General features: G+C 37.2%; 20 protein-coding genes, 1 other RNA gene and 1 pseudogene. 13 read left to right on the top strand and 9 right to left on the bottom strand.

The features are described from left to right. Positions 1-66 precede the first annotated feature (66 nt). The 5 genes from IEW44_RS10170 to IEW44_RS10150 all read right to left on the bottom strand — a co-directional run bounded on the left by IEW44_RS10170 (position 67) and on the right by IEW44_RS10150 (position 3,379). Positions 67-1,122, bottom strand: a complete 1,056-nt coding sequence (locus tag IEW44_RS10170; RefSeq protein ID WP_188614940.1) for an LLM class flavin-dependent oxidoreductase — start codon at positions 1,120-1,122, stop codon at positions 67-69. A gap of 12 nt (positions 1,123-1,134) precedes the next feature. Beyond that, positions 1,135-2,076, bottom strand: coding sequence for a ring-cleaving dioxygenase (locus IEW44_RS10165; RefSeq protein WP_188614939.1), 942 nt, complete (start codon positions 2,074-2,076; stop codon positions 1,135-1,137). Positions 2,077-2,086: 10 nt separating this feature from the next. Next, on the bottom strand, positions 2,087-2,515 hold the full coding sequence (locus tag IEW44_RS10160; RefSeq protein WP_188614938.1) for a MarR family winged helix-turn-helix transcriptional regulator: 429 nt from the start codon (positions 2,513-2,515) through the stop codon (positions 2,087-2,089). A gap of 169 nt (positions 2,516-2,684) precedes the next feature. Then, positions 2,685-2,875: non-coding RNA, 6S RNA (ssrS, locus tag IEW44_RS10155), on the bottom strand. A 42-nt stretch (positions 2,876-2,917) separates the two neighbouring features. Beyond that, positions 2,918-3,379 (bottom strand): TspO/MBR family protein, encoded by a 462-nt coding sequence (locus IEW44_RS10150; RefSeq protein WP_229704217.1) that lies wholly within the window; start codon positions 3,377-3,379, stop codon positions 2,918-2,920. A gap of 121 nt (positions 3,380-3,500) precedes the next feature. Between IEW44_RS10150 and IEW44_RS10145 the strand changes: the two genes are divergently transcribed. After that, positions 3,501-3,827 (top strand): zinc ribbon domain-containing protein YjdM, encoded by a 327-nt coding sequence (locus IEW44_RS10145; RefSeq protein ID WP_188614936.1) that lies wholly within the window; start codon positions 3,501-3,503, stop codon positions 3,825-3,827. Positions 3,828-3,876: 49 nt separating this feature from the next. Here IEW44_RS10145 and IEW44_RS10140 read toward each other — a convergent pair whose 3' ends face one another. After that, positions 3,877-4,386 (bottom strand): ferritin, encoded by a 510-nt coding sequence (locus IEW44_RS10140; protein ID WP_188614935.1) that lies wholly within the window; start codon positions 4,384-4,386, stop codon positions 3,877-3,879. Between the two features lie 58 nt (positions 4,387-4,444). Then, positions 4,445-5,740 carry a MurT ligase domain-containing protein gene (locus IEW44_RS10135; protein WP_188614934.1) on the bottom strand — a complete coding sequence of 432 codons (1,296 nt, stop codon included), beginning with the start codon at positions 5,738-5,740 and terminating at the stop codon, positions 4,445-4,447. A 164-nt stretch (positions 5,741-5,904) separates the two neighbouring features. Here IEW44_RS10135 and IEW44_RS10130 point away from each other — a divergent pair, with 164 nt between their 5' ends. The 4 genes from IEW44_RS10130 (at position 5,905) to IEW44_RS10115 (ending at position 10,099) form a co-directional block, all read left to right on the top strand. Further along, complete coding sequence (locus IEW44_RS10130) at positions 5,905-6,366, top strand: low molecular weight protein-tyrosine-phosphatase (RefSeq protein WP_188614933.1); 462 nt, start codon at positions 5,905-5,907, stop codon at positions 6,364-6,366. Next, positions 6,367-7,023, top strand: coding sequence for an RluA family pseudouridine synthase (locus IEW44_RS10125; RefSeq protein WP_188614932.1), 657 nt, complete (start codon positions 6,367-6,369; stop codon positions 7,021-7,023). A 227-nt stretch (positions 7,024-7,250) separates the two neighbouring features. Continuing rightward, the gene (locus tag IEW44_RS10120) at positions 7,251-9,449 is read left to right on the top strand and encodes a bacteriocin-associated integral membrane family protein (RefSeq protein WP_188614931.1); all 2,199 of its coding nucleotides are present in this window, start codon (positions 7,251-7,253) and stop codon (positions 9,447-9,449) included. Positions 9,450-9,451: 2 nt separating this feature from the next. Further along, positions 9,452-10,099, top strand: coding sequence for an ABC transporter ATP-binding protein (locus IEW44_RS10115; RefSeq protein ID WP_188614930.1), 648 nt, complete (start codon positions 9,452-9,454; stop codon positions 10,097-10,099). Between the two features lie 117 nt (positions 10,100-10,216). Here the strand turns inward: IEW44_RS10115 and IEW44_RS10110 are convergent, their stop codons facing one another. Further along, the gene (locus tag IEW44_RS10110) at positions 10,217-10,846 is read right to left on the bottom strand and encodes a YfbR-like 5'-deoxynucleotidase (RefSeq protein WP_188614929.1); all 630 of its coding nucleotides are present in this window, start codon (positions 10,844-10,846) and stop codon (positions 10,217-10,219) included. Between the two features lie 133 nt (positions 10,847-10,979). Between IEW44_RS10110 and IEW44_RS10105 the strand changes: the two are divergent. After that, positions 10,980-11,457, top strand: a pseudogene (locus tag IEW44_RS10105) (hypothetical protein). 13 nt (positions 11,458-11,470) lie between these two features. Then, on the top strand, positions 11,471-11,851 hold the full coding sequence (locus IEW44_RS10100; protein ID WP_188614928.1) for a hypothetical protein: 381 nt from the start codon (positions 11,471-11,473) through the stop codon (positions 11,849-11,851). 93 nt (positions 11,852-11,944) lie between these two features. On the opposite strand, the gene IEW44_RS10095 is transcribed toward IEW44_RS10100, so the two are convergent. After that, positions 11,945-12,121, bottom strand: coding sequence for a putative motility protein (locus IEW44_RS10095; protein ID WP_188614927.1), 177 nt, complete (start codon positions 12,119-12,121; stop codon positions 11,945-11,947). A gap of 304 nt (positions 12,122-12,425) precedes the next feature. On the opposite strand from IEW44_RS10095, the gene IEW44_RS10090 reads away from it, so the two are divergent. The 6 genes from IEW44_RS10090 (at position 12,426) to rbsK (ending at position 18,256) form a co-directional block, all read left to right on the top strand. Next, positions 12,426-13,430, top strand: a complete 1,005-nt coding sequence (locus tag IEW44_RS10090) for a TAXI family TRAP transporter solute-binding subunit (RefSeq protein ID WP_188614926.1) — start codon at positions 12,426-12,428, stop codon at positions 13,428-13,430. Between the two features lie 62 nt (positions 13,431-13,492). Continuing rightward, complete coding sequence (locus tag IEW44_RS10085) at positions 13,493-14,011, top strand: DUF1850 domain-containing protein (RefSeq protein WP_188614925.1); 519 nt, start codon at positions 13,493-13,495, stop codon at positions 14,009-14,011. Next, the gene (locus tag IEW44_RS10080) at positions 14,008-16,020 is read left to right on the top strand and encodes a TRAP transporter permease (protein ID WP_188614924.1); all 2,013 of its coding nucleotides are present in this window, start codon (positions 14,008-14,010) and stop codon (positions 16,018-16,020) included. Before IEW44_RS10085 ends, IEW44_RS10080 begins: the two co-directional genes overlap by 4 nt. Before the next feature lie 102 nt (positions 16,021-16,122). Beyond that, complete coding sequence (locus tag IEW44_RS16010) at positions 16,123-16,257, top strand: hypothetical protein (RefSeq protein WP_268236365.1); 135 nt, start codon at positions 16,123-16,125, stop codon at positions 16,255-16,257. Positions 16,258-16,398: 141 nt separating this feature from the next. Then, complete coding sequence (locus IEW44_RS10075; RefSeq protein WP_188614923.1) at positions 16,399-17,388, top strand: nucleoside hydrolase; 990 nt, start codon at positions 16,399-16,401, stop codon at positions 17,386-17,388. Next, entirely contained in the window at positions 17,363-18,256 is an 894-nt protein-coding gene (gene rbsK, locus IEW44_RS10070; RefSeq protein WP_188614922.1) for a ribokinase, read from the top strand. The genes IEW44_RS10075 and rbsK overlap by 26 nt, the downstream gene beginning before the upstream one ends. The last annotated feature ends 2 nt before the right edge of the window (positions 18,257-18,258 follow it).

Genomic DNA, 18,258 nt, shown 5'->3' with positions numbered 1-18,258 from the left:
TGGATAACTTTATACGTTTTAAAAGGCGAAGTAACTGAAAAGTCACTTCGCCTTTTATTGTTGTAATTATTTCGCGGTAAACTTTTTAACAGCTGGCATAATTTCAGTAGCAATGAGTTCGATGTTTTGCTGGATTTTATCCATTGGCACTCCACCAAAATCAATTTGTGCTAGGAAACGTTGTTGTCCATAAAGCTCGTATTGGTAATGTAATTTTTCGATAATTTGAGCAGGGCTACCAATCATTAAGGCATCTTTTGCATCTGTAGCCGCTTCAAACTGAGCTTGTGGATAATTTGTTCCGCGTAACGCTAGCATTCCTTTATCGATATGTGGATAATATTCTTTTACAGCGTCTTGTGAGTTTTTTGCAGTATAAAATAAACTTGTTGTAGCGATAGGTAATTGGCTAACATCATGCCCACTAATTGTTGCGGCATTGCGATAAGCATCAACAGCAATTTTAAAATTTTCAGCAGGGCCACCCAATGTTGTTAGCGTCATAGGAATACCAGCACGACCAGCTAAAATAGCACTGTCTGGTGGTCCACCAACACCACGCCAAATCGGGATACTACCGTTTAATGGTTGTGGATGAATAACAGCATCGCGTAGCTCAGGTCTAAAGTGCCCCTTCCAAGTGACGCGTTCCTCGCGATTTAATTGTGTGAGTAATGCCAACTTCTCTTCAAATAATGCTTCGTAATCATTAATATCATAGCCCAGTAAATGAAACGCACCAAGACGTGAACCACGACCTGCAATAATTTCGGCACGCCCATTAGAGATTAAATCTAATGTTGCAAAGTCTTCGTATACTCTAACAGGGTCAGCTACGCTTAACACAGTGACAGAGCTAGAGATTTTAATGTGTTCCGTAGCTTGAGCAACAGCACCTAGAATGACAGTATGTGCTTGCGTAGTAAAATGCGATTGATGACTTTCTCCAATAGCGAATAAGTCGATACCTGCTTGCTCGGCTAATTGACTCGTTGTAATGAGCTCTTGAATGCGTTGTTGAGCGCTAATACGTTCACCAGTATGTGGATTGGCAACATGCTCACCAATCGAATAAATCCCAAATTCCATGCCTTTACTTTCGTCAATACGGTATTGTCTCATGTGTATAGCCTCCTAATCTAATGGTGTTAAAGCTGCTTCAATCTCTTTGCGTCGTGGCTCTAAAAATGGTGGTAAGTCCAATCTTGTGCCCAACTCTTCAATGCTAGAGTCTACTGTAAAGCCAGGACTGTCAGTAGCAATCTCAAATAAAATATGATTATGATCGCGTACGTATAAACTATGGAAGTAATAACGATCAATAACACCTGATGTGTGTAAGCCATAAGCTAATAATTGTTCATTCAGTTCACGCAAGGCCTCCTCACTCTCAATGCGCAAAGCAAGATGATGAATACTGCCACGCCCAGGTCGTTCTGTAGGACCATCTTGTTCAATGAGTTTAATTTCACCATAAGCATTTCCTTGTTCGTGTTGTAACAGCGCTTGTGTATGGCTTTGTGAACAAATGGTATAGCCAAATATTGTTGTTAATAAATCGATAGTAGAAGACAATGATTTTACTGTAATTTCAGTCGTACCCATACCTAATATTGTATGTTCACGCTTAATAGTATTATTTTCAAAAGGTTGCCAATGTGCAGGTATTTCGTTTGAGTTTAAATTAAGGAGTACCATACGTAAACCTTCATGGTCTTCAAAATGTAAGGCGTCTTTTCCTGCATAAGTTGTAATCTCACCATGTTGTACATCGTGATTTTCAAAACGTTTTTTCCAGTAATGTAAACTCTCATAAGAGCGAACAAATAAGCCGATGCGGGTAATAGCATTTGTGCCTCGTGTTGTGCGCCCAGCAATAGGCATCTCAAAAAAAGTAAGTTCTGTCCCAGGACTACCTGTTAAATCCCCATAAAATAAATGATACATTGTCGGTGTATCTTGATTTACGGTCATTTTTACACGACGTAACCCTAAAATATGCGTATAAAAATCATGATTTTTTTTCCCGTCTTTCGTTAACATAGAAATATGATGATGCCCCGTTAATGTTGTCATAATAGCCTCCTTAATAGCCTTCACTTGATTTATGCAATTTAGTGAGTAGTTTGTATAATTGTTTTTGTTCTTCTTTTGTTAAGGCTTGTTCAAAAAGTGACGATTGAAAATGGGTTTGCTGAGGTAGTACTTTTTCAATTAACATTTTCCCGGTATTTGTTAAAGCAATCGTTTTTGTTTTCCAATTTTGTGTGCGACAAATGTAACCATCTTTTTCTAAACGAGTTAACATGCGCGAAATACTACCCTCTGTTAATAAGAGGTGTTGCGCCAGCTCACTCTGTGTTAAAGGAGCATGATGATAAATTTGTGCAAGTGCATCAAATTGTGCAGGCGTTAGTTTAACATCTTGTAAAAATTGTTGGGATGCATGATTACTATTACGTATAAAGCGCATCATCCGTAACCAAGATAATGTATTTAATGTGTGATTTTTCATAGACTTCACCTCGTTATTATCATCACTTTACTATGCAAGTGATAAAATAGCAAGTAAAATGTTTTGAATTCGAGATAAAAACAATGAAATGAAAAACAGCGAGTACAATGGAAATTGTACTCGCTGTTTTATGGCAAAAGCTCTAAAATAGAGCTTGCTATGAATAAAAGAAAAAGCCACAATTGCCGTAAGAGTTATAGAAAGTTTTAAACCACCACTCCTACAAGTGGGTGTTCGCAAAAACATTCCTGCATATCCTCATGCACAAAGTGTGAGGCCCGTCATTCCTGCTTCGATATAAAACTCCCTTTTACAGCTTAAAGGTTAAAACTTAATATGTTACGTACAATGTAGCTTTAGCCATATCATACGCTGACTTTTTACAATGTGCAAGTAAAATGTTTAACGGTTTAAACGCCACGTTTCAAAATTAAGGGCAAAAGCAAAACTTGTCCATAAGAAATAAGGAATTAATAATGCGCCTGCCATTGTATCTACTCGGTAAAATGTTTGCATTGTCATTAAAATAGCGACTAGTAAAAAGGACATCTCGATAAGAGCTAACCCGCGGAGTTGCCATTTGAAAAATAAAAAAGACCATACATAATTCAATGTCAGTTGCACATAATACCAAGCTATACCTTCTGAATTCGTATCTGTTTTTACTACGCGATAATGTGCATAGCCCATAGTGCTATATAAAAGTGGCCAAACAATGGGGAACGTTTCTTTAGGTGGAGCAAAGGTTGGTGTTTTTAACTTTGTGTATTGTTTTTTAGCATTGCGATTAGCCAAATAACCAACAAGCGAGCCACCAGCGACAGGTAAGCCTACATGCAATAAAAAACGCGTTGCTTTGTTCATATTATTCCTCCTTTTTATATGTATTCCACACATAGTAAGAGTAAAACGTTATTTGCTAAAGTCGCTAATATGTGCCATGATATAGGCGTATTTACGAAATTTTAATAAGGAGTTGGCAATCATGTATCCAAATTGTCCAAAATGTAATTCTTCTTATACATATGAAGATGGTAATTTATTTGTTTGTCCAGAATGTGCTCATGAGTGGGTGGATGGAGAAGACCAAGAAGAAGTCGTTGTGGTAAAAGATGCTAATGGTAATGTGTTGCAAGATGGTGATAGTGTTACTGTAATTAAAGACTTAAAAGTAAAGGGCAGTTCTACGCCATTAAAGCAAGGTACAAAAGTAAAAAGCATCCGCATAGTAGATGGCGATCATAATATTGATTGTAAGATTGACGGTTTTGGTGCTATGCAGTTAAAATCCGAATTTGTTAAAAAATTATAGATAAATAAAAGCCCTATGCCAACAATCGCATAGGGCTTTCACATAAAGATTATTCTTGTGCTGCAGCATCAAATTTACGAGATGCTAATTCGGTATCTAACATAAAGATGGCGTTAGAGTCACTTTCTACACGTTCAATACGTTTAATCAAGTTATCAAACGTAGCTTCCTCTTCTACTTGCTCATCAATAAACCATTTTAAGAAAGCGATTGTAGCATGTTCACGCTCATCAAAAGCGATATCTGCTAGTTTATAAATGCGGCTCGTTACCTCTTTCTCGTGAGATAACGCGGTTTTAAAGGTATCTAAAATAGAAGCAAAGTCATTGCCTGGTGTGTCAAAGCCTGTGATGGTAGCACGGTAGCCCATATCACTTAAGAAGTTATAAAATTTCATAGCATGAAAACGTTCTTCTTCTGCTTGTACAAGATAAAAATTAGCAAATCCATCATAATTTTCGTCTGTGCAATAAGCAGCCATAGCCATATAAGCATGAGCAGAATAAAACTCAAAATTCATTTGATCGTTTAACGCTTGATGTAATTTTTCTGAAAGCATAAACATTCCTCCTAATAGTGGTGTACTACCTTACTTCGCCATCCGTTGTTAATATCCTTTATTTAACTAACTGTTTTCGCACAGGTTCTAACAATGTGTAATTTGGAATAACGAGAACGCTATCAGCACCTTGAATAATTTGACTACCTAGTGGTGCTGAGGTTGTAATATGCACCCGACTTTCTTCAAAACCAGCAGCTAAAAGTGCTTGTTTAACATCATTCGCACAAGTACCGCCACAATAAATTGCATGCACATCATCACGTTTAATTAATTCATAATCCGCATCATTTACCCAACTGCTATCTGTGCCGTCATATTCTGTGTTATTTACACCAATGTAAACATTTTTAGTGCCTGTTAATGTATCAATTGCGGATAAACTCACGTCTAAGCCAGCAGTGTTTTTCGCTAAGTTTAATAATATTTCAGTGCCTTCTAACGAGAAGCGTTCCATACGTCCGTTCTCTAATGCTAAAGCATTTAATCCCTTGGCGATTTCAGCATCTGTTAAACCTAATTCGCTTGCTACAGCGACAGCTGCTGCCACGTTAAAGGCATTGTAGCCACCTTCTAAAGCTACGCGATAAGGGTGATTATTAATCGTAATTTCGCCGGGTTTGACTTGTGTCACAGCATATTCAAGTGGCTGTGCTTTATAATCACAATTTGTACATGCGAAGTTGCCGAGTTTTGAATACAATTGATAGTCGAAGTGTAATGTGCTTTGGCATTTTGGACAGTGAACATGCTCGTCATTTGCAATAGCATCAAAATTAAAAGCATCTTTTGTTAAGCCGAAGTATTTTGCTTGTTGGTGTGTCACAATGTGAGAGACGTGAGGGTCATTACCATTTAAAATGAAACGGCAATCAAAAGGTTCAAGAACATTACGTAATGTATTGGCTAAATCTTCTTCTGTACCAAAGCGGTCTACTTGGTCTTTAAAAAGGTTAGTAAAAACAAAGTAATCGGGAGCAATTTCTTTGGTCACTCGTTGGATAGAACCTTCATCAATCTCGATAACCGCATAATCAAATTTCTTTGTACCACTAATATTTTGTGGTGCTACAAAAGCTGTTGTAATCCCTGTAATTAAATTAGCGCCTTCTTTATTATTAATAACGCGCTTACCATTGGCTAAAAGAATAGTTGCTAACACGTTAGATGTTGTAGTCTTACCATTAGTACCTGTAATGAAAATAACATGGCCCACATTTTTACGCACTTCACGTAAAATATTAGGGAATAACTTACGTGCATACACACCAGGTGTTGTACTACCGCCCTTACCTGCTAATTGACTTGCTTTTTGAATAGACTTTGTTAACATAATCGTTAATGGTTTTTTCACAGATGCCACCTCTTTATTTTTCATATAGGAAAGTATACCACAGCTCATAAATGCTAAACCTCTTTCAGCCCCCATAATTACAAGTTTTGGCTTCCTAATATAGCAATATTTCGCTAGTATGTAAATGATGAAATAAAATAAAAAATAATTGGGAGGTAATCATTTTGGTACGTGTATTATTCGTTTGTTTAGGTAATATTTGTCGCTCTCCTATGGCGGAGGCAATTTTTAGACACCAAGTATTACAAGCCGGTTTACAAAACCAAATTGAAGTCGAGTCAGCAGGTACAGGCTCTTGGCATATTGGGGAGCGCCCGCATCAAGGCACATTGAAGAAAATGGCAGAGCATCGTATTGATACAACGGGTATGAAGGCAAGACAAATCGTAAAAGAGGATGAGATGTACGATTATATTATAGCTATGGACGAGAGTAATATAACAAATTTAAAAGAAGTTATTACAGCACCTAAAGGGCAAGTACTATTACTCTTAACGCTAATCGACAATCCATTAACAGAAGTGCCTGATCCTTACTTTACGAATGATTTTGAGCAAACTTATCAGTTGATTCATGAGGCAAGTGAAGCTTTACTCAATAAAATTAGAAAAGAGCAAAAGATATAAATGATATTATATGAAGATAATCACCTTCTCGTTGTACAAAAGCCTGTGAATGTACCTGTACAAGCAGATGAAAGCGGTGATGAAGACTTACTAACATTATTAAAACAAGATATTAAAGTGCGTTATAATAAGCCGGGCAATGTATATTTGGGGTTAGTGCATCGTTTAGATCGACCGGTGGGTGGTGCTATGGTCTTTGCTAAAACCTCAAAAGCAGCGTCTCGCTTATCCGATACATTACGTAAACATGAGATGGAGAGAGTATATTTGGCTGTAGTAAGGGGCAAACCAGAAGCTAAAGGTCAACTTGTGCATCATCTTTATAAGGACCAAGCAAAAAACAAAGTATTTGTAGTACCTGCTCATGATAAAAGAGGGAAGAAAGCCATCTTACATTATGAGCGTGTAGCAACAAGCGGCGACTTATCACTTATCAAAGTGCAGTTAGAAACAGGGCGCTCACATCAAATACGCGTGCAGTTTTCCACCATGGGATGGCCCTTATATGGCGACCAAAAATATGGTCAACATGTGAATCAAAAAGGACAACAAATTGCCTTATGGTCAACTACTATAGCATTCCCTCACCCCACTACAAAAGAGCAACTTAGCTTTCAATGTGCACCACCTCAAACTTTACCATGGTCTTTATTTTAAAGAGCAGCCAGCTGATTTATCAGTTGGTTGCTTTTTTATGCGTGCAAGTATGGATTTATTGCTATTTAGGCAAATCAATTTCTGTTTTATTCTCATTTTGCTAAATGATGGCACTTTACCTTTACTTTACTAACGAATAACGTATAATTGTAAGTAAAAACCATTAAAGGCATATTGATGATTTATTGAATCAACATATACACAGTGGTGATAAAAGGTGAGATGGCATGAAAAAAGTACAATTAATTGGTCCGATTCGTTATCTTGCCTATCTATTAGTTGCCATCCAAGCAGGTCTTATTCTTGTGATGGCAACTTTTCTATTAAGTTTGCTATACGATAAAGAATGGACAAATATTCAAGAGAGCCCCAACGGACAAAAAATCTATTTGAAAAACCTTTCACAAGATCGAAAAGAAGATCTTCTTCAACTATTTAATCGTCAATCAGAGCTCACAATAATTACTTCTGTAAAGAATACAGAAACACAACGTAATATGATTGGAGTTGCAGGTTCTGCCAATCATTTTCCTACCGTTTCTATTTTAGGGAGTACATTAGTCTCGCAAGACGATATCTCAACGCTCTTAACGCATCATAATAAGTATGCTGCGATAGGTAATGTGAATGGTTCGATTAATGAAATAAAAGAAGTGCCTAGCATTAGTTTTGGCTCGTCACATGCAATTGTTAAACTGGAAACATTGATGGAGAAAAATGGTAGTGTGAATGGGGATTATACGATTTATGGCTTTGCTAATGACAATGAAGTAGCTATGTTTCTTAAAGAGCTATCAGCCGTGACGAATCAATCACCAGAGGAGTTAGTTAAATCACAGAGTGGCTCCAACAGCATTAGAAGTCTGATGTCTATATATTTATTTATTTTTAGCGCTATGACAATGGTAAGTACATTTGTGCTATTCTTGTCTATTGCGATTAGCAGTTTGAAAAACTTTGGCAACTTACTCTTATTAGGATGGTCTAAAGTGGCAATTGCCAAAAAATTGTTTACACCATTCGTTCTGTTAGCGCTTAGTATTGTTCCTTTATTTGGTGTTAGTATTTGGTATATGAGTGGCTGGTATGTCATTTCAAAAATGGCGTTATCCTATATTTTCCTAAGTGGTCTATTTAATATTTTATTAATTGTCCTAATGATTAGTGTAGCTTGTATTCTTGTATTTTCTATGAAGTCCATAGATGCGATTAAAGGCAAAATTCCCACTAAATCATTGTATGCCATTGGTACTTTAGGTTATATCGTACTCAGCGTGATGCTCGTTTGGAGTAGTGTTTATTTAGATGGCCCAATGAAAATGGTAGCTGAAAATATAAAGACTTCTCAACAGTGGAAATCGGTATCCGATTATCTGACGTTACGAGATGTACTCCCAGGTAATGATGCAGGTACTATTATGGGTTCATCTAATACATTAAATCAGGATTTTTACGACTGGTATTACGCCATTAATCAGGACCCCTCTGTTTTCATCGCATCAACAGAATACATGAGCCAAGAAATTTTGGATAATTATCGAAGTGTTGCTATTTATGAAAGTGTACCAGACCGACCATTTTGGTATATGACATATTCACCGTCCTATTTAAAAGAGTTGGGGATTGATGTAGAAGAGGCTGTCATAAAAGAAGCAGAGTCTGGTGTGAAAGTATACCTTATCCCAGATACATATACAGATAGTGAGAAAGCCAATCTCATTGCATGGATAAAAGAAAATGATGTGATGAGCATTACCGAGGATGATATTGCAACTACCTTTAATGAGCATAAATCCTTCAAATTCATCGACTATCATTATAAAGAACCAGTATTTAACTGGAATACCGAAGCAAAAGGCGGTATTACAACGTTGGATGCTGTTATTTATATGGTAACACCTGAGAATATGCACTTTAAACAGTCTGAGAGTTTACGAGTGAATGATTTAAGTGGCTTTATCAAATTTAAAGATGAGCAAACAGCAGAAAAATATACAACAGACCGTTATTTAACGCAATATCATTTGAATGACAATAAGTTAAAGTTTGTGAAAATCGAAGCGTATATTAATGGTCTACAAAAAGACTTAAAGCAAATGATTACTTGGTTTTTAGGGATTATTTTAGGGATTATTGGATTGTCTATTGTTGTATTGTTATCACTTGCGTATGTGTACCGTCTCTCTAATAATGAGCGATTATATGTGTCCAAGTTTTTAGGATTTGATTTCTTTAAAATGTATAAGGTGCCCGTTATATTGTTACTGTTGTTATGGGTAATTGAAGCCCTCATCGTAATACTTTTCCAATCGAATATGGGAATGCTATTAGTGGGGATTTATGGCTTATTACAACTAATCATTTTCTATTTTTATATGTCTCGCAATGACATAAAACAATTACTTCTTTCAATTAAGGAGAAATAAGAATGAACATTATTGAATTAAATCATGTAACGAAAAAGTTTGGGAGTAGGGTAGTCATTAATGATTTATCCATGCAAGTGGCTGAAAGAGAGTTTGTCGCACTTGTTGGTCCTTCTGGCTGTGGTAAATCTACTATTTTAAACATGATTGGTTTATTAGAGACGATAGACCAAGGCGAAATTAAAATTAAACAACAAACTTTGCCAAACATTAATTCGAGAGCAGCCACTAAAATTCGTCGAAACCATATTAACTATTTATTTCAATCCTATGCTTTAGTTTCAGAGATTACAGTGACACAAAATCTCATGCTTGCTATGGCATATGACAAGCAAACATCACAAGAAAAACAACATAAAATCCATGATGTGTTAGCACTCCTAAACATTGCTCACTTAGCCAATGACAAAGTGAATACACTTTCTGGTGGAGAACAACAGCGTGTCGCTATTGCTCGCACGATTGTTAAACCAGGCGATATCATTTTGGCAGATGAGCCTACAGGTGCGCTGGACGAGGAGTTAGCCAACATTTCATTCAATCTCATTCAATCATTACGAGATGACTACGGGAAGACGATTGTGCTGGTTACTCATAATATGGAGCAGGCACAAAGTGCAGACCGTTTAATACAGTTAGGCAATGCTTAGTGCATAAAAGTGTGGTTATATAAGAGGAGAGGTAAAAGGGGATATTCATCTTCTTTTATCTCTTTATTATGTATATCACCAAATAAAAAAGCTTTCGTCACAAACGTGTTCGAAAACTTAATGATTGGCTAATATGTTTTTGGTGATTTGTTGGATGTCAATTTGTGTTTCTTCGTTTATGGCGTCTTGCAAAATTTCCCTTCGGAAATAGTCAACGCTTGCTTGTAATGGAATAGCAAGCAATTTAGTTAGTGCTGTCTCATACATATTGACAAATTCAGGGTCACTATTCCCACGCTTTAATTCCGCAAAAGCCTCGTAAAATTGGTCAAGTTTATCTGCAAACTCAAGCAGGCGACCCTCAACGGTTGTATCTTTACCCTCTTTCATACGGTCAAAAAATACGGCTTGGAAACGATCAGGGATTTCTTTTACGATAAATTGTTCCATCATTTTATCTTCTACATGTGAAAGCATTTGCTTGAGTTCAGGACTTGCATGCTTTACGGGGGTTTTAATATCGCCAATGAATACTTCCGCAAAGTCGTGATTAATCGTCTTCTCATACAAAGCTTTCCAATCAATAGTTGCACCCTCCATTTCCTCTAACGTACCGAAAAACATGGCATACTGTGAAACTTTCCAAGAATGTGCTGCTACATTATGTTCCTCAAATTTAAAGCGTCCAGGACAACGGATAATTCGTTCTAAGTCATTTAGACTGGTAAAAAAGTGATGAATGCCCATCTGATTCACCTCCTTCTATTTTTACTATAAACTACGGTGTGACCAATTGTATAGCGCTATGCAATAGACTTCATGAACCTTTAACACAGCTTCATAAAGCATTAACAATGATGCATGGTATAATGAAGTCGAAATGGGACAGAAAGGACTTCAAACCGTGTATCTTATTTTACTTTACATACATATCGTGAGTGCGATTTTATCAATTGGGCCACTCTTTGTACTACTACCCTTATTAAAGCGTATGCAAACGGCTAGTTATGAGCAAATGACTAGCTATCTTGTTACTTTCCAAATTAGTATCGCCCTTGTTAAGCATGCAGGGCATGCAGGGCATGCAGGGCATGTATGTAGTCGTGCCATCTGGTATGTTACTCGTATGGTTAGGAGGGTATAGTTGGTTAACATCATGGGTTGTCTTAACATTTGCTGTTATGATTGGTTCTGTTTTCTTTTTAGCTCGTGCGTTCAAACCAACAATCCGCACTTTTGCCACACCACATTACAATCAAGCTATATTTGTACAAAAGTTAACACGAGCAGTATGGCTTTATATCCTATTATTACTCATTATGTTATGGCTGATGGTGGCTAAACCGATACTATGGTAAAGGAGGTGCAACTATGAAGCGATATCTAATAGTTTGTGCTATTTTTTTACTTGTATTAACAGGCTGTGCAAAACAAAAAGAGGAAGAAAAAGATTATACGAACGAATTTATCGGTCATTGGCATGGCGAGATTAGACATTCAGATGGGCCAGTGGCAATTTACGTTTATTTAACGCCAACAGGAGGGCAAATTACCGTACCTAGTGAGGCTATTGAAGAAGCAGACTTCACCACAGTAACATATGAAGAGGAAAAAGCGACAGGTGTGTTGCATTTGGGTGAGCGTATGCTTCAAATTGAAGGGTCATTAACAGGAGACCGAATAGAAGGAAGCTATAAGGACACAGAGAAAACATATGATTTTACGTTGACGCGTGGCGAAGGTGACTCATAAAACGCGACCTACTTGTTATTATGAATGAAAAACCAGCAAACTGGCAAAAGTCGGTTTGCTGGTTTTTAGTATTCTTTTATCTAGGGTACATGATTAAACCGAGATATCAATAGTAGCACCTTTGTATGGGTGGCTAGCATTTTGTGGCATCTCTTCTAGTAATGTCATGGCAGCAGTTGTATTCATGTTCATGGCGTTTTGCATTACACTCATTTGAACAGTTTGTTGTAGGTCCATAAGTTGTGTAGACATGAGAGAATTAATATCCATCCTTATTCACCTCCTTAATGCTCTTATCGGTTAAAAAAGAGCGCTTGCCATATCGCATAACATATTATGTTTATCATAATGAAATTTTGGGAATTTTTAAAACAATAACTACTTTTTATTTTTACAATTATTTTAAAAAATCGCGATAATTGTTGTAGCATAACACCTTATATGAAATAAACGACTGATATAGAAGGGGATATGATGTTCTAACTGATTTTGTTTTCTCGTATCGTATATTTTGTGTGACAAAGTAAATTGTAGTTAAAAATACGCAAAAAAAGTAAGGGAGATGACAGGGGATATGAAAAAGAAATCGTGGTATGTAGTATTACTTTTAGCCTTTGCATTATTAGTATTGGCAGCTTGTGGAGACAAAAAGGATGACTCTAGTGCAAATCAAGGCAAGGACGATGGCAAAGGTAGCGAGTCAGAAAAGACAGAAGATGTAAAGTTTTTAAGCTTATTAACAGGTGGCACACAAGGTACGTATTATGCTCTTGGTGGGACATTTGCAGATTTAATCACAGATGAGACAGGGATTAAAACAACAGCCGAAGTATCGCAAGCTTCAGCAGCGAATGTAGCAGGTTTAGAGGCAGATAAAGGACAAATTGCATTTTTACAAACAGATATTGCATATTATGCAACAGAGGGTGAATTTATGTTTGATAAAAAAGTAGATTCTTTTTCTGCATTAGGGGCATTATATCCTGAAACTGTTCAACTGGTTACCATTGCAAAAACAGGTATTACATCATTTGAGGATTTAAAAGGAAAAAAAGTATCTGTAGGTGCACCGGGGTCAGGTACGTATGCAAATGCGGAGCAATTATTAGAGGTACATGGTTTAACAATGGATGATATTAAAGCGCAGAACTTAGACTTTGGTGAGTCTACAGATGGGCTGCAATCTGGCCAAATTGATGCAGCATTTATTACAGCAGGTACACCAACAGGCGCTGTAGAATCTTTAAATGCGACAGCGGATGTTTATATTGTACCAGTGACAGAAGAGAAGGCGGATGAGCTTATTGAAAAGTATCCGTACTATGCAAAAGATGTTGTAAAAGAAGGTACGTATGGCTTAAAAGAGGACAGCACAACGGTTTCTGTAGGGGCAATGTTAGGCGTACGTAACGATTTATCTGAAGAGTTAGTATATAAAATTACAAAAGCCATTTACGATAATGCGAGTAAAATATCACATGCCAAGGGCGAATTCATCTCACCTGAAAAAGGTTTAGAGGGGATTAGTATTCCCGTTCATCCAGGTGCACAAAAGTATTTTGACGAAGTAAATCAATAAGGATAAAAGAGGGCTCTGTCGACAAGGCTTGGAGCCCTTTTTCATTACAGGGAGTTTTTATTATGCACAAGCGATATAAAATAGGCATACTCGCCTTACTCCTAATTTGCAGTCTAGTCCTCTTAATAAATATGCCATGGCAAACAGTTATTGTGTTTCAAGAAACAAATCAAGAAAAAGCGCCATTATATTTTATTGAGCTACAAGAGCCCCGCATATTCTATATTCGTTATACGCATTCGATCCATCGTACAGATGTATTTGAATATTTTGATATCACACCAGATCAGCAAATAAAGATGACAGAGATGATATATGAAAATATGAGTATAGGTATGCCGAGCGCTGCAGAGCAAGGGCAACGATTAGAGCGTAAGGGAGATCGATACCATTTATATTTTGATAAACCTACTTTGTTAGCATCGTTTGTTATATATATTGGTGATATTGATTTGGACTTAGCTGTCCATCATAAGAAGGAATATGATCTAAAGCATAATTTGCAACGTGGGCATGCCTATGAATGTAGGGTCGATAAGTTGTCATTATATCAATTGTGGAAAGGAGTTCAGATGCGATGACAAATTCAAATCAGCCTAAAAAAGAGTTTGAACAAATTTCAGCAGCACAACAACAAGCCATATTAGAAAAATATGATGTGGAGTCTAATACGAGAAATTTAAGTGGTGTCATGAAACATGTTATTTTCTTTGGTTTATTAGCATTCTCCCTCTTTCAATTATATACCGCAATATGGGGGCAGTTTCCTGCACAAATTCAAAGAACAATCCATTTGGGGTTTGGTTTAACTTTTATTTTCTTGTTATTTCCTGCTAAAAAAGGCGGACGCAAGGATAAGATTGCGATTTATGATTATTTGCTAGCGCTCTTAGCAGTAGTTGTTGGCTTGTATTGGACTTTTAATTATGAAACGTTAGTACAGAGCTTTGGCATTTTATCACAAGTCGATTTTATAGTAGGATTAATAGCTATTTTCTTAGTGTTAGAGGCAGCTAGGCGAGCAGTAGGGTTACCCATTACCATCATTGCATGTTGCTTTTTAATCTATGCATATTTTGGTGCTTATTTTCCTGATTTTATGGCGCACCGTGGGCAAGATTTAGAGAGCTTGGTCAGTTTAATGTTTTACACAACTGATGGTATTTTAGGCACCCCAATTAGTGTCTCTGCTACTTTTATTTTTGTGTTTCTATTGTTTGGTGCTTTCCTTGTTAAAACAGGTGTTGGTCAATACTTTAATGACTTAGCTGTAGCTTTAGCTGGTAAATTAGTGGGTGGTCCTGCAAAAGTAGCTATTTTTTCAAGTGCATTGCAAGGCACCATCTCTGGCAGTTCTGTGGCGAATGTTGTAACGTCAGGCTCTTACACGATTCCGATGATGAAAAAGTTAGGCTATCGTAAAGAGTTTGCTGGAGCAGTTGAGGCAGCAGCATCTACAGGGGGTCAATTAATGCCACCTATTATGGGTGCAGCAGCATTCCTAATGGTGGAGTTTATTGGACGTGATATTACGTATTGGGATATTGCGAAAGCAGCTGCCATTCCAGCCCTGCTTTATTTTACAGGAATTTGGATTATGACTCATTTTGAAGCGAAGCGCGTTGGTTTATCTGGGCTCACAGATGAACAAATGCCTAAACGTAGCGATGTTTTCAAAAAGATTTATTTATTATTACCTATTGTAGCCATTATTGTTTTAATGTTAATCGGCATACCTGTAATGCACGCAGCATTATATGGTATTGTCATTTCTATTGCTGTTTCCTTCTTTAGTAAAGATACAAGAATGAAGCTAGTGGACATTATTGAGGCATTAGTTGACGGAGCACGTACAGCATTAGGTGTTGTAGCTGCTACGGCTGCTGCGGGGATTATCGTAGGAGTCGTTGTTAAAACAGGTTTAGGATTAAGCTTAGCTAATAGTTTAGTATCATTAGCTGGTGGCAATATTTTATTGACGCTATTCTTCGTCATGATTGCCTCTTTAATATTAGGTATGGGTGCGCCAACTACAGCTAATTATGTTATTACGTCAACGATTGCGGCGCCTGCAATTATTGCATTATTAGCACCAGATGCGACGGGAGCAGCGATTCCAATTGCAGTATTATTAGCAGCGCACTTCTTCGTATTCTATTTTGGCATTATTGCTGATATCACGCCTCCAGTAGCGTTGGCCGCTTTTGCCGCCTCTGGTATATCGGGTGGAGACCCCATTCGTACAGGGTTTAATTCGGCTAAATTAGCCATTGCAGCTTTTATTATTCCTTATATGATTGTATTCTCTCCGCAATTGTTAATGATTGATACAACTTGGTATGCTACCTTATGGGTTGTAATCACAGCAATTACTGGCATGGTTGCCATTGGCGCAGGTGTTATTGGCTTTTGGTATCGTAAAATGTACTGGTTTGAGCGTATCATTGCTATTGCAACAGGCTTATTATTGATCATGCCAGAAAAGATTACAGACTTTACAGGGATTGCAGTATTTATTGTATTATTGATCATCCAACTTATGACGAAGGATAAAAATGGTGACGCAAGCCCTCAGCGTGTAACGGTATAAAATAAGCAAGCAGTAAATTTTACTGCTTGCATTTTTTATGTCTACATGCTATATTCTTATTAATCTGAAAATACTGATAATTAAAAGAAGAGGAATGATGCGATGAGTTTATTACAATCTACGTTAGAGACATATTTATTAGATCAACAAACAACATTGACACATAAGGAGGAATCAAAACCGACCACATATTATGATAAAGCTCAATATCCAGAAGGTTTCTTTACAAGCCTTTAATCAAACATAAACCGATTTTATACATGTTATCAAGATGTATAAAGTCGGTTTTTTTGGCGTGTTCTTCATGTATAATGTAAGAAAAAATGAAAATATGATGTAGTATTAATCCTATGATATGACCTGATGAGGAGTGGGAATATGAAGAAGATACCTGTAATCATTGATACAGACCCAGGCATTGATGATGCGATGATGCTGACTTTAGCATTTGCTAGCGAATGTCTAGCTGTACAACTTGTAACAACGAGTAGTGGTAACATCTCACAAGATAAAACAAATTATAATGCGCGTGCTTTTTTAAGTTATATTGGTGCGCAAGTAGAAGTGGCACGTGGGTTAGAACATCCTATGTTTAAAACATTAACAGTAGCAGAAGATGTACATGGTGAAACAGGTTTTGGTCAAACGATATTTCCTACGCCTCAACTCCCTTGTAGTGAACGCCCTGCTGTCCAAGCAATGGTAGATGTTATTCAAAAAAGTGAAGTACCAATTACAATTATTGCAACAGGTCCATTAACGAATGTGGCCGCTCTATTATTTGCTCACCCCGAAGTGAAATCTAATATTAAACAAATTTCATGGATGGGAGGTGCTGCTGTTGGTGGGAATATGTCGCCAACCACTGAGTTTAATGCCTATGTTGACCCACATGCTGCTGCTTTTGTTTTTCAATCTGGCGTCCCCATCACGATGAGCCCTTTAGATGTGACACATAAAGCTTATATTACGTTAGAGGAAGCGCAAGCGATTAAAGCATTAAATAGTCCGTTTGCAAATAAGATTTATGAGATGTTAACGTTCTATTTGGGCATGATGAAAAAGACACCATTTCATGCGGATAATTATGATAGAACTATGCGTTTTCATGATTTATGTGCAGTTTCTTGTTTAATTACACCTGAATTATTTAAAGGTGCAGATTATTTTGTAACAGTTGAAACAACAGGTGAGTACACAGCAGGGACCACAGTAGTGGATTATGAGAAAAGAAGCCACCACATGCCTAATGCACACGTATTATATCAAGTGAATCGTGTAGGTTTTGTACAACAATTTATTGACGCAGTGCACATTATTAGTGAGCGTTTGGAGGGATCATATGCCAAAAATTTTAGTAGTAGGTAGCATAAATGTCGATTTGATTTATCGCGTCCCTTATATTATTACACCAGGTGAAACATTACACAGTACATCATGCCATATTGGAATGGGGGGAAAAGGTGCTAATCAAGCAGTAACAGCGGCGCAATTACAAGCGGAAGTGTATTTTGTTGGTGCAGTAGGTGAGGATCATTACGGAGATTACGCCTTGCAAAATTTACGTGATAGAAATGTTAAAACGCCCTTCATAAAACAAGAAGGCGCTACAGGGCAGGCAATCATTCAAGTAACAGATCAGGGTGAGAATGCGATTATCTTAGTGCCAGGCGCTAATTATCATATTACAGCTCAACAATTAGACGAAGTATGTGATTGTATTAAAACAGCCGACATATTGTTATTACAATTAGAAGTACCGCTTGCGATTATTGAGCAAGCAACCAAATTAGCGACAGCTGCTGGTACAAAAATTATGTTAAATCCAGCACCTGCCCAACCATTAAGTGATGCCTTATTGCAACAAGTAACCATTTTAACGCCAAATGAAACAGAATTAGCATTGCTAACAGGTGTAAAAGCGCAAGACGATAAAGGTTTGAAGGAAGCGTGCCAATTATTGCTTGCTAAAGGTGTACAAGGAGTAGTGGTTACTTTAGGAAGTAGAGGGGTATTCTATTATACTAACAAGCGTAATGGATATGTGGCAGCTAAAAAAGTACCAGTCAAGGATACGACAGGCGCTGGAGATGCTTTCAATGGTGCACTCGCCGTAGCTTTAAGTAAGGGCCAATCATTAGAAGATGCCATTTCTTATGCGAATGAGATTGCAGCATATGTTGTGACACAAAGTGGAGCACAGCCAGATTTAGCTATACATCTTACATGCAACTAATA

The organism is Lysinibacillus alkalisoli (assembly GCF_014643595.1).
GTDB lineage: Bacteria > Bacillota > Bacilli > Bacillales_A > Planococcaceae > Metalysinibacillus > Metalysinibacillus alkalisoli.
Note: the sequence above shows the minus strand (reverse complement) of the source record. Positions and strands in the feature narration are given on the sequence as shown.

Coding starts and splice junctions, on each gene's coding strand:
- rbsK (WP_188614922.1), top strand. CDS start 17,363: ATGCCAAAAATTTTAGTAGTAGGTAGCATAAATGTCGATTTGATTTAT.
- IEW44_RS10150 (WP_229704217.1), bottom strand. CDS start 3,379: ATGAACAAAGCAACGCGTTTTTTATTGCATGTAGGCTTACCTGTCGCT.
- IEW44_RS10170 (WP_188614940.1), bottom strand. CDS start 1,122: ATGAGACAATACCGTATTGACGAAAGTAAAGGCATGGAATTTGGGATT.
- IEW44_RS10110 (WP_188614929.1), bottom strand. CDS start 10,846: ATGGGCATTCATCACTTTTTTACCAGTCTAAATGACTTAGAACGAATT.
- IEW44_RS10120 (WP_188614931.1), top strand. CDS start 7,251: ATGAAAAAAGTACAATTAATTGGTCCGATTCGTTATCTTGCCTATCTA.
- IEW44_RS10145 (WP_188614936.1), top strand. CDS start 3,501: ATGTATCCAAATTGTCCAAAATGTAATTCTTCTTATACATATGAAGAT.
- IEW44_RS10095 (WP_188614927.1), bottom strand. CDS start 12,121: ATGGATATTAATTCTCTCATGTCTACACAACTTATGGACCTACAACAA.
- IEW44_RS10080 (WP_188614924.1), top strand. CDS start 14,008: ATGACAAATTCAAATCAGCCTAAAAAAGAGTTTGAACAAATTTCAGCA.
- IEW44_RS10125 (WP_188614932.1), top strand. CDS start 6,367: ATGATATTATATGAAGATAATCACCTTCTCGTTGTACAAAAGCCTGTG.
- IEW44_RS16010 (WP_268236365.1), top strand. CDS start 16,123: ATGAGTTTATTACAATCTACGTTAGAGACATATTTATTAGATCAACAA.
- IEW44_RS10090 (WP_188614926.1), top strand. CDS start 12,426: ATGAAAAAGAAATCGTGGTATGTAGTATTACTTTTAGCCTTTGCATTA.
- IEW44_RS10160 (WP_188614938.1), bottom strand. CDS start 2,515: ATGAAAAATCACACATTAAATACATTATCTTGGTTACGGATGATGCGC.
- IEW44_RS10165 (WP_188614939.1), bottom strand. CDS start 2,076: ATGACAACATTAACGGGGCATCATCATATTTCTATGTTAACGAAAGAC.
- IEW44_RS10115 (WP_188614930.1), top strand. CDS start 9,452: ATGAACATTATTGAATTAAATCATGTAACGAAAAAGTTTGGGAGTAGG.
- IEW44_RS10085 (WP_188614925.1), top strand. CDS start 13,493: ATGCACAAGCGATATAAAATAGGCATACTCGCCTTACTCCTAATTTGC.
- IEW44_RS10075 (WP_188614923.1), top strand. CDS start 16,399: ATGAAGAAGATACCTGTAATCATTGATACAGACCCAGGCATTGATGAT.
- IEW44_RS10100 (WP_188614928.1), top strand. CDS start 11,471: ATGAAGCGATATCTAATAGTTTGTGCTATTTTTTTACTTGTATTAACA.
- IEW44_RS10140 (WP_188614935.1), bottom strand. CDS start 4,386: ATGCTTTCAGAAAAATTACATCAAGCGTTAAACGATCAAATGAATTTT.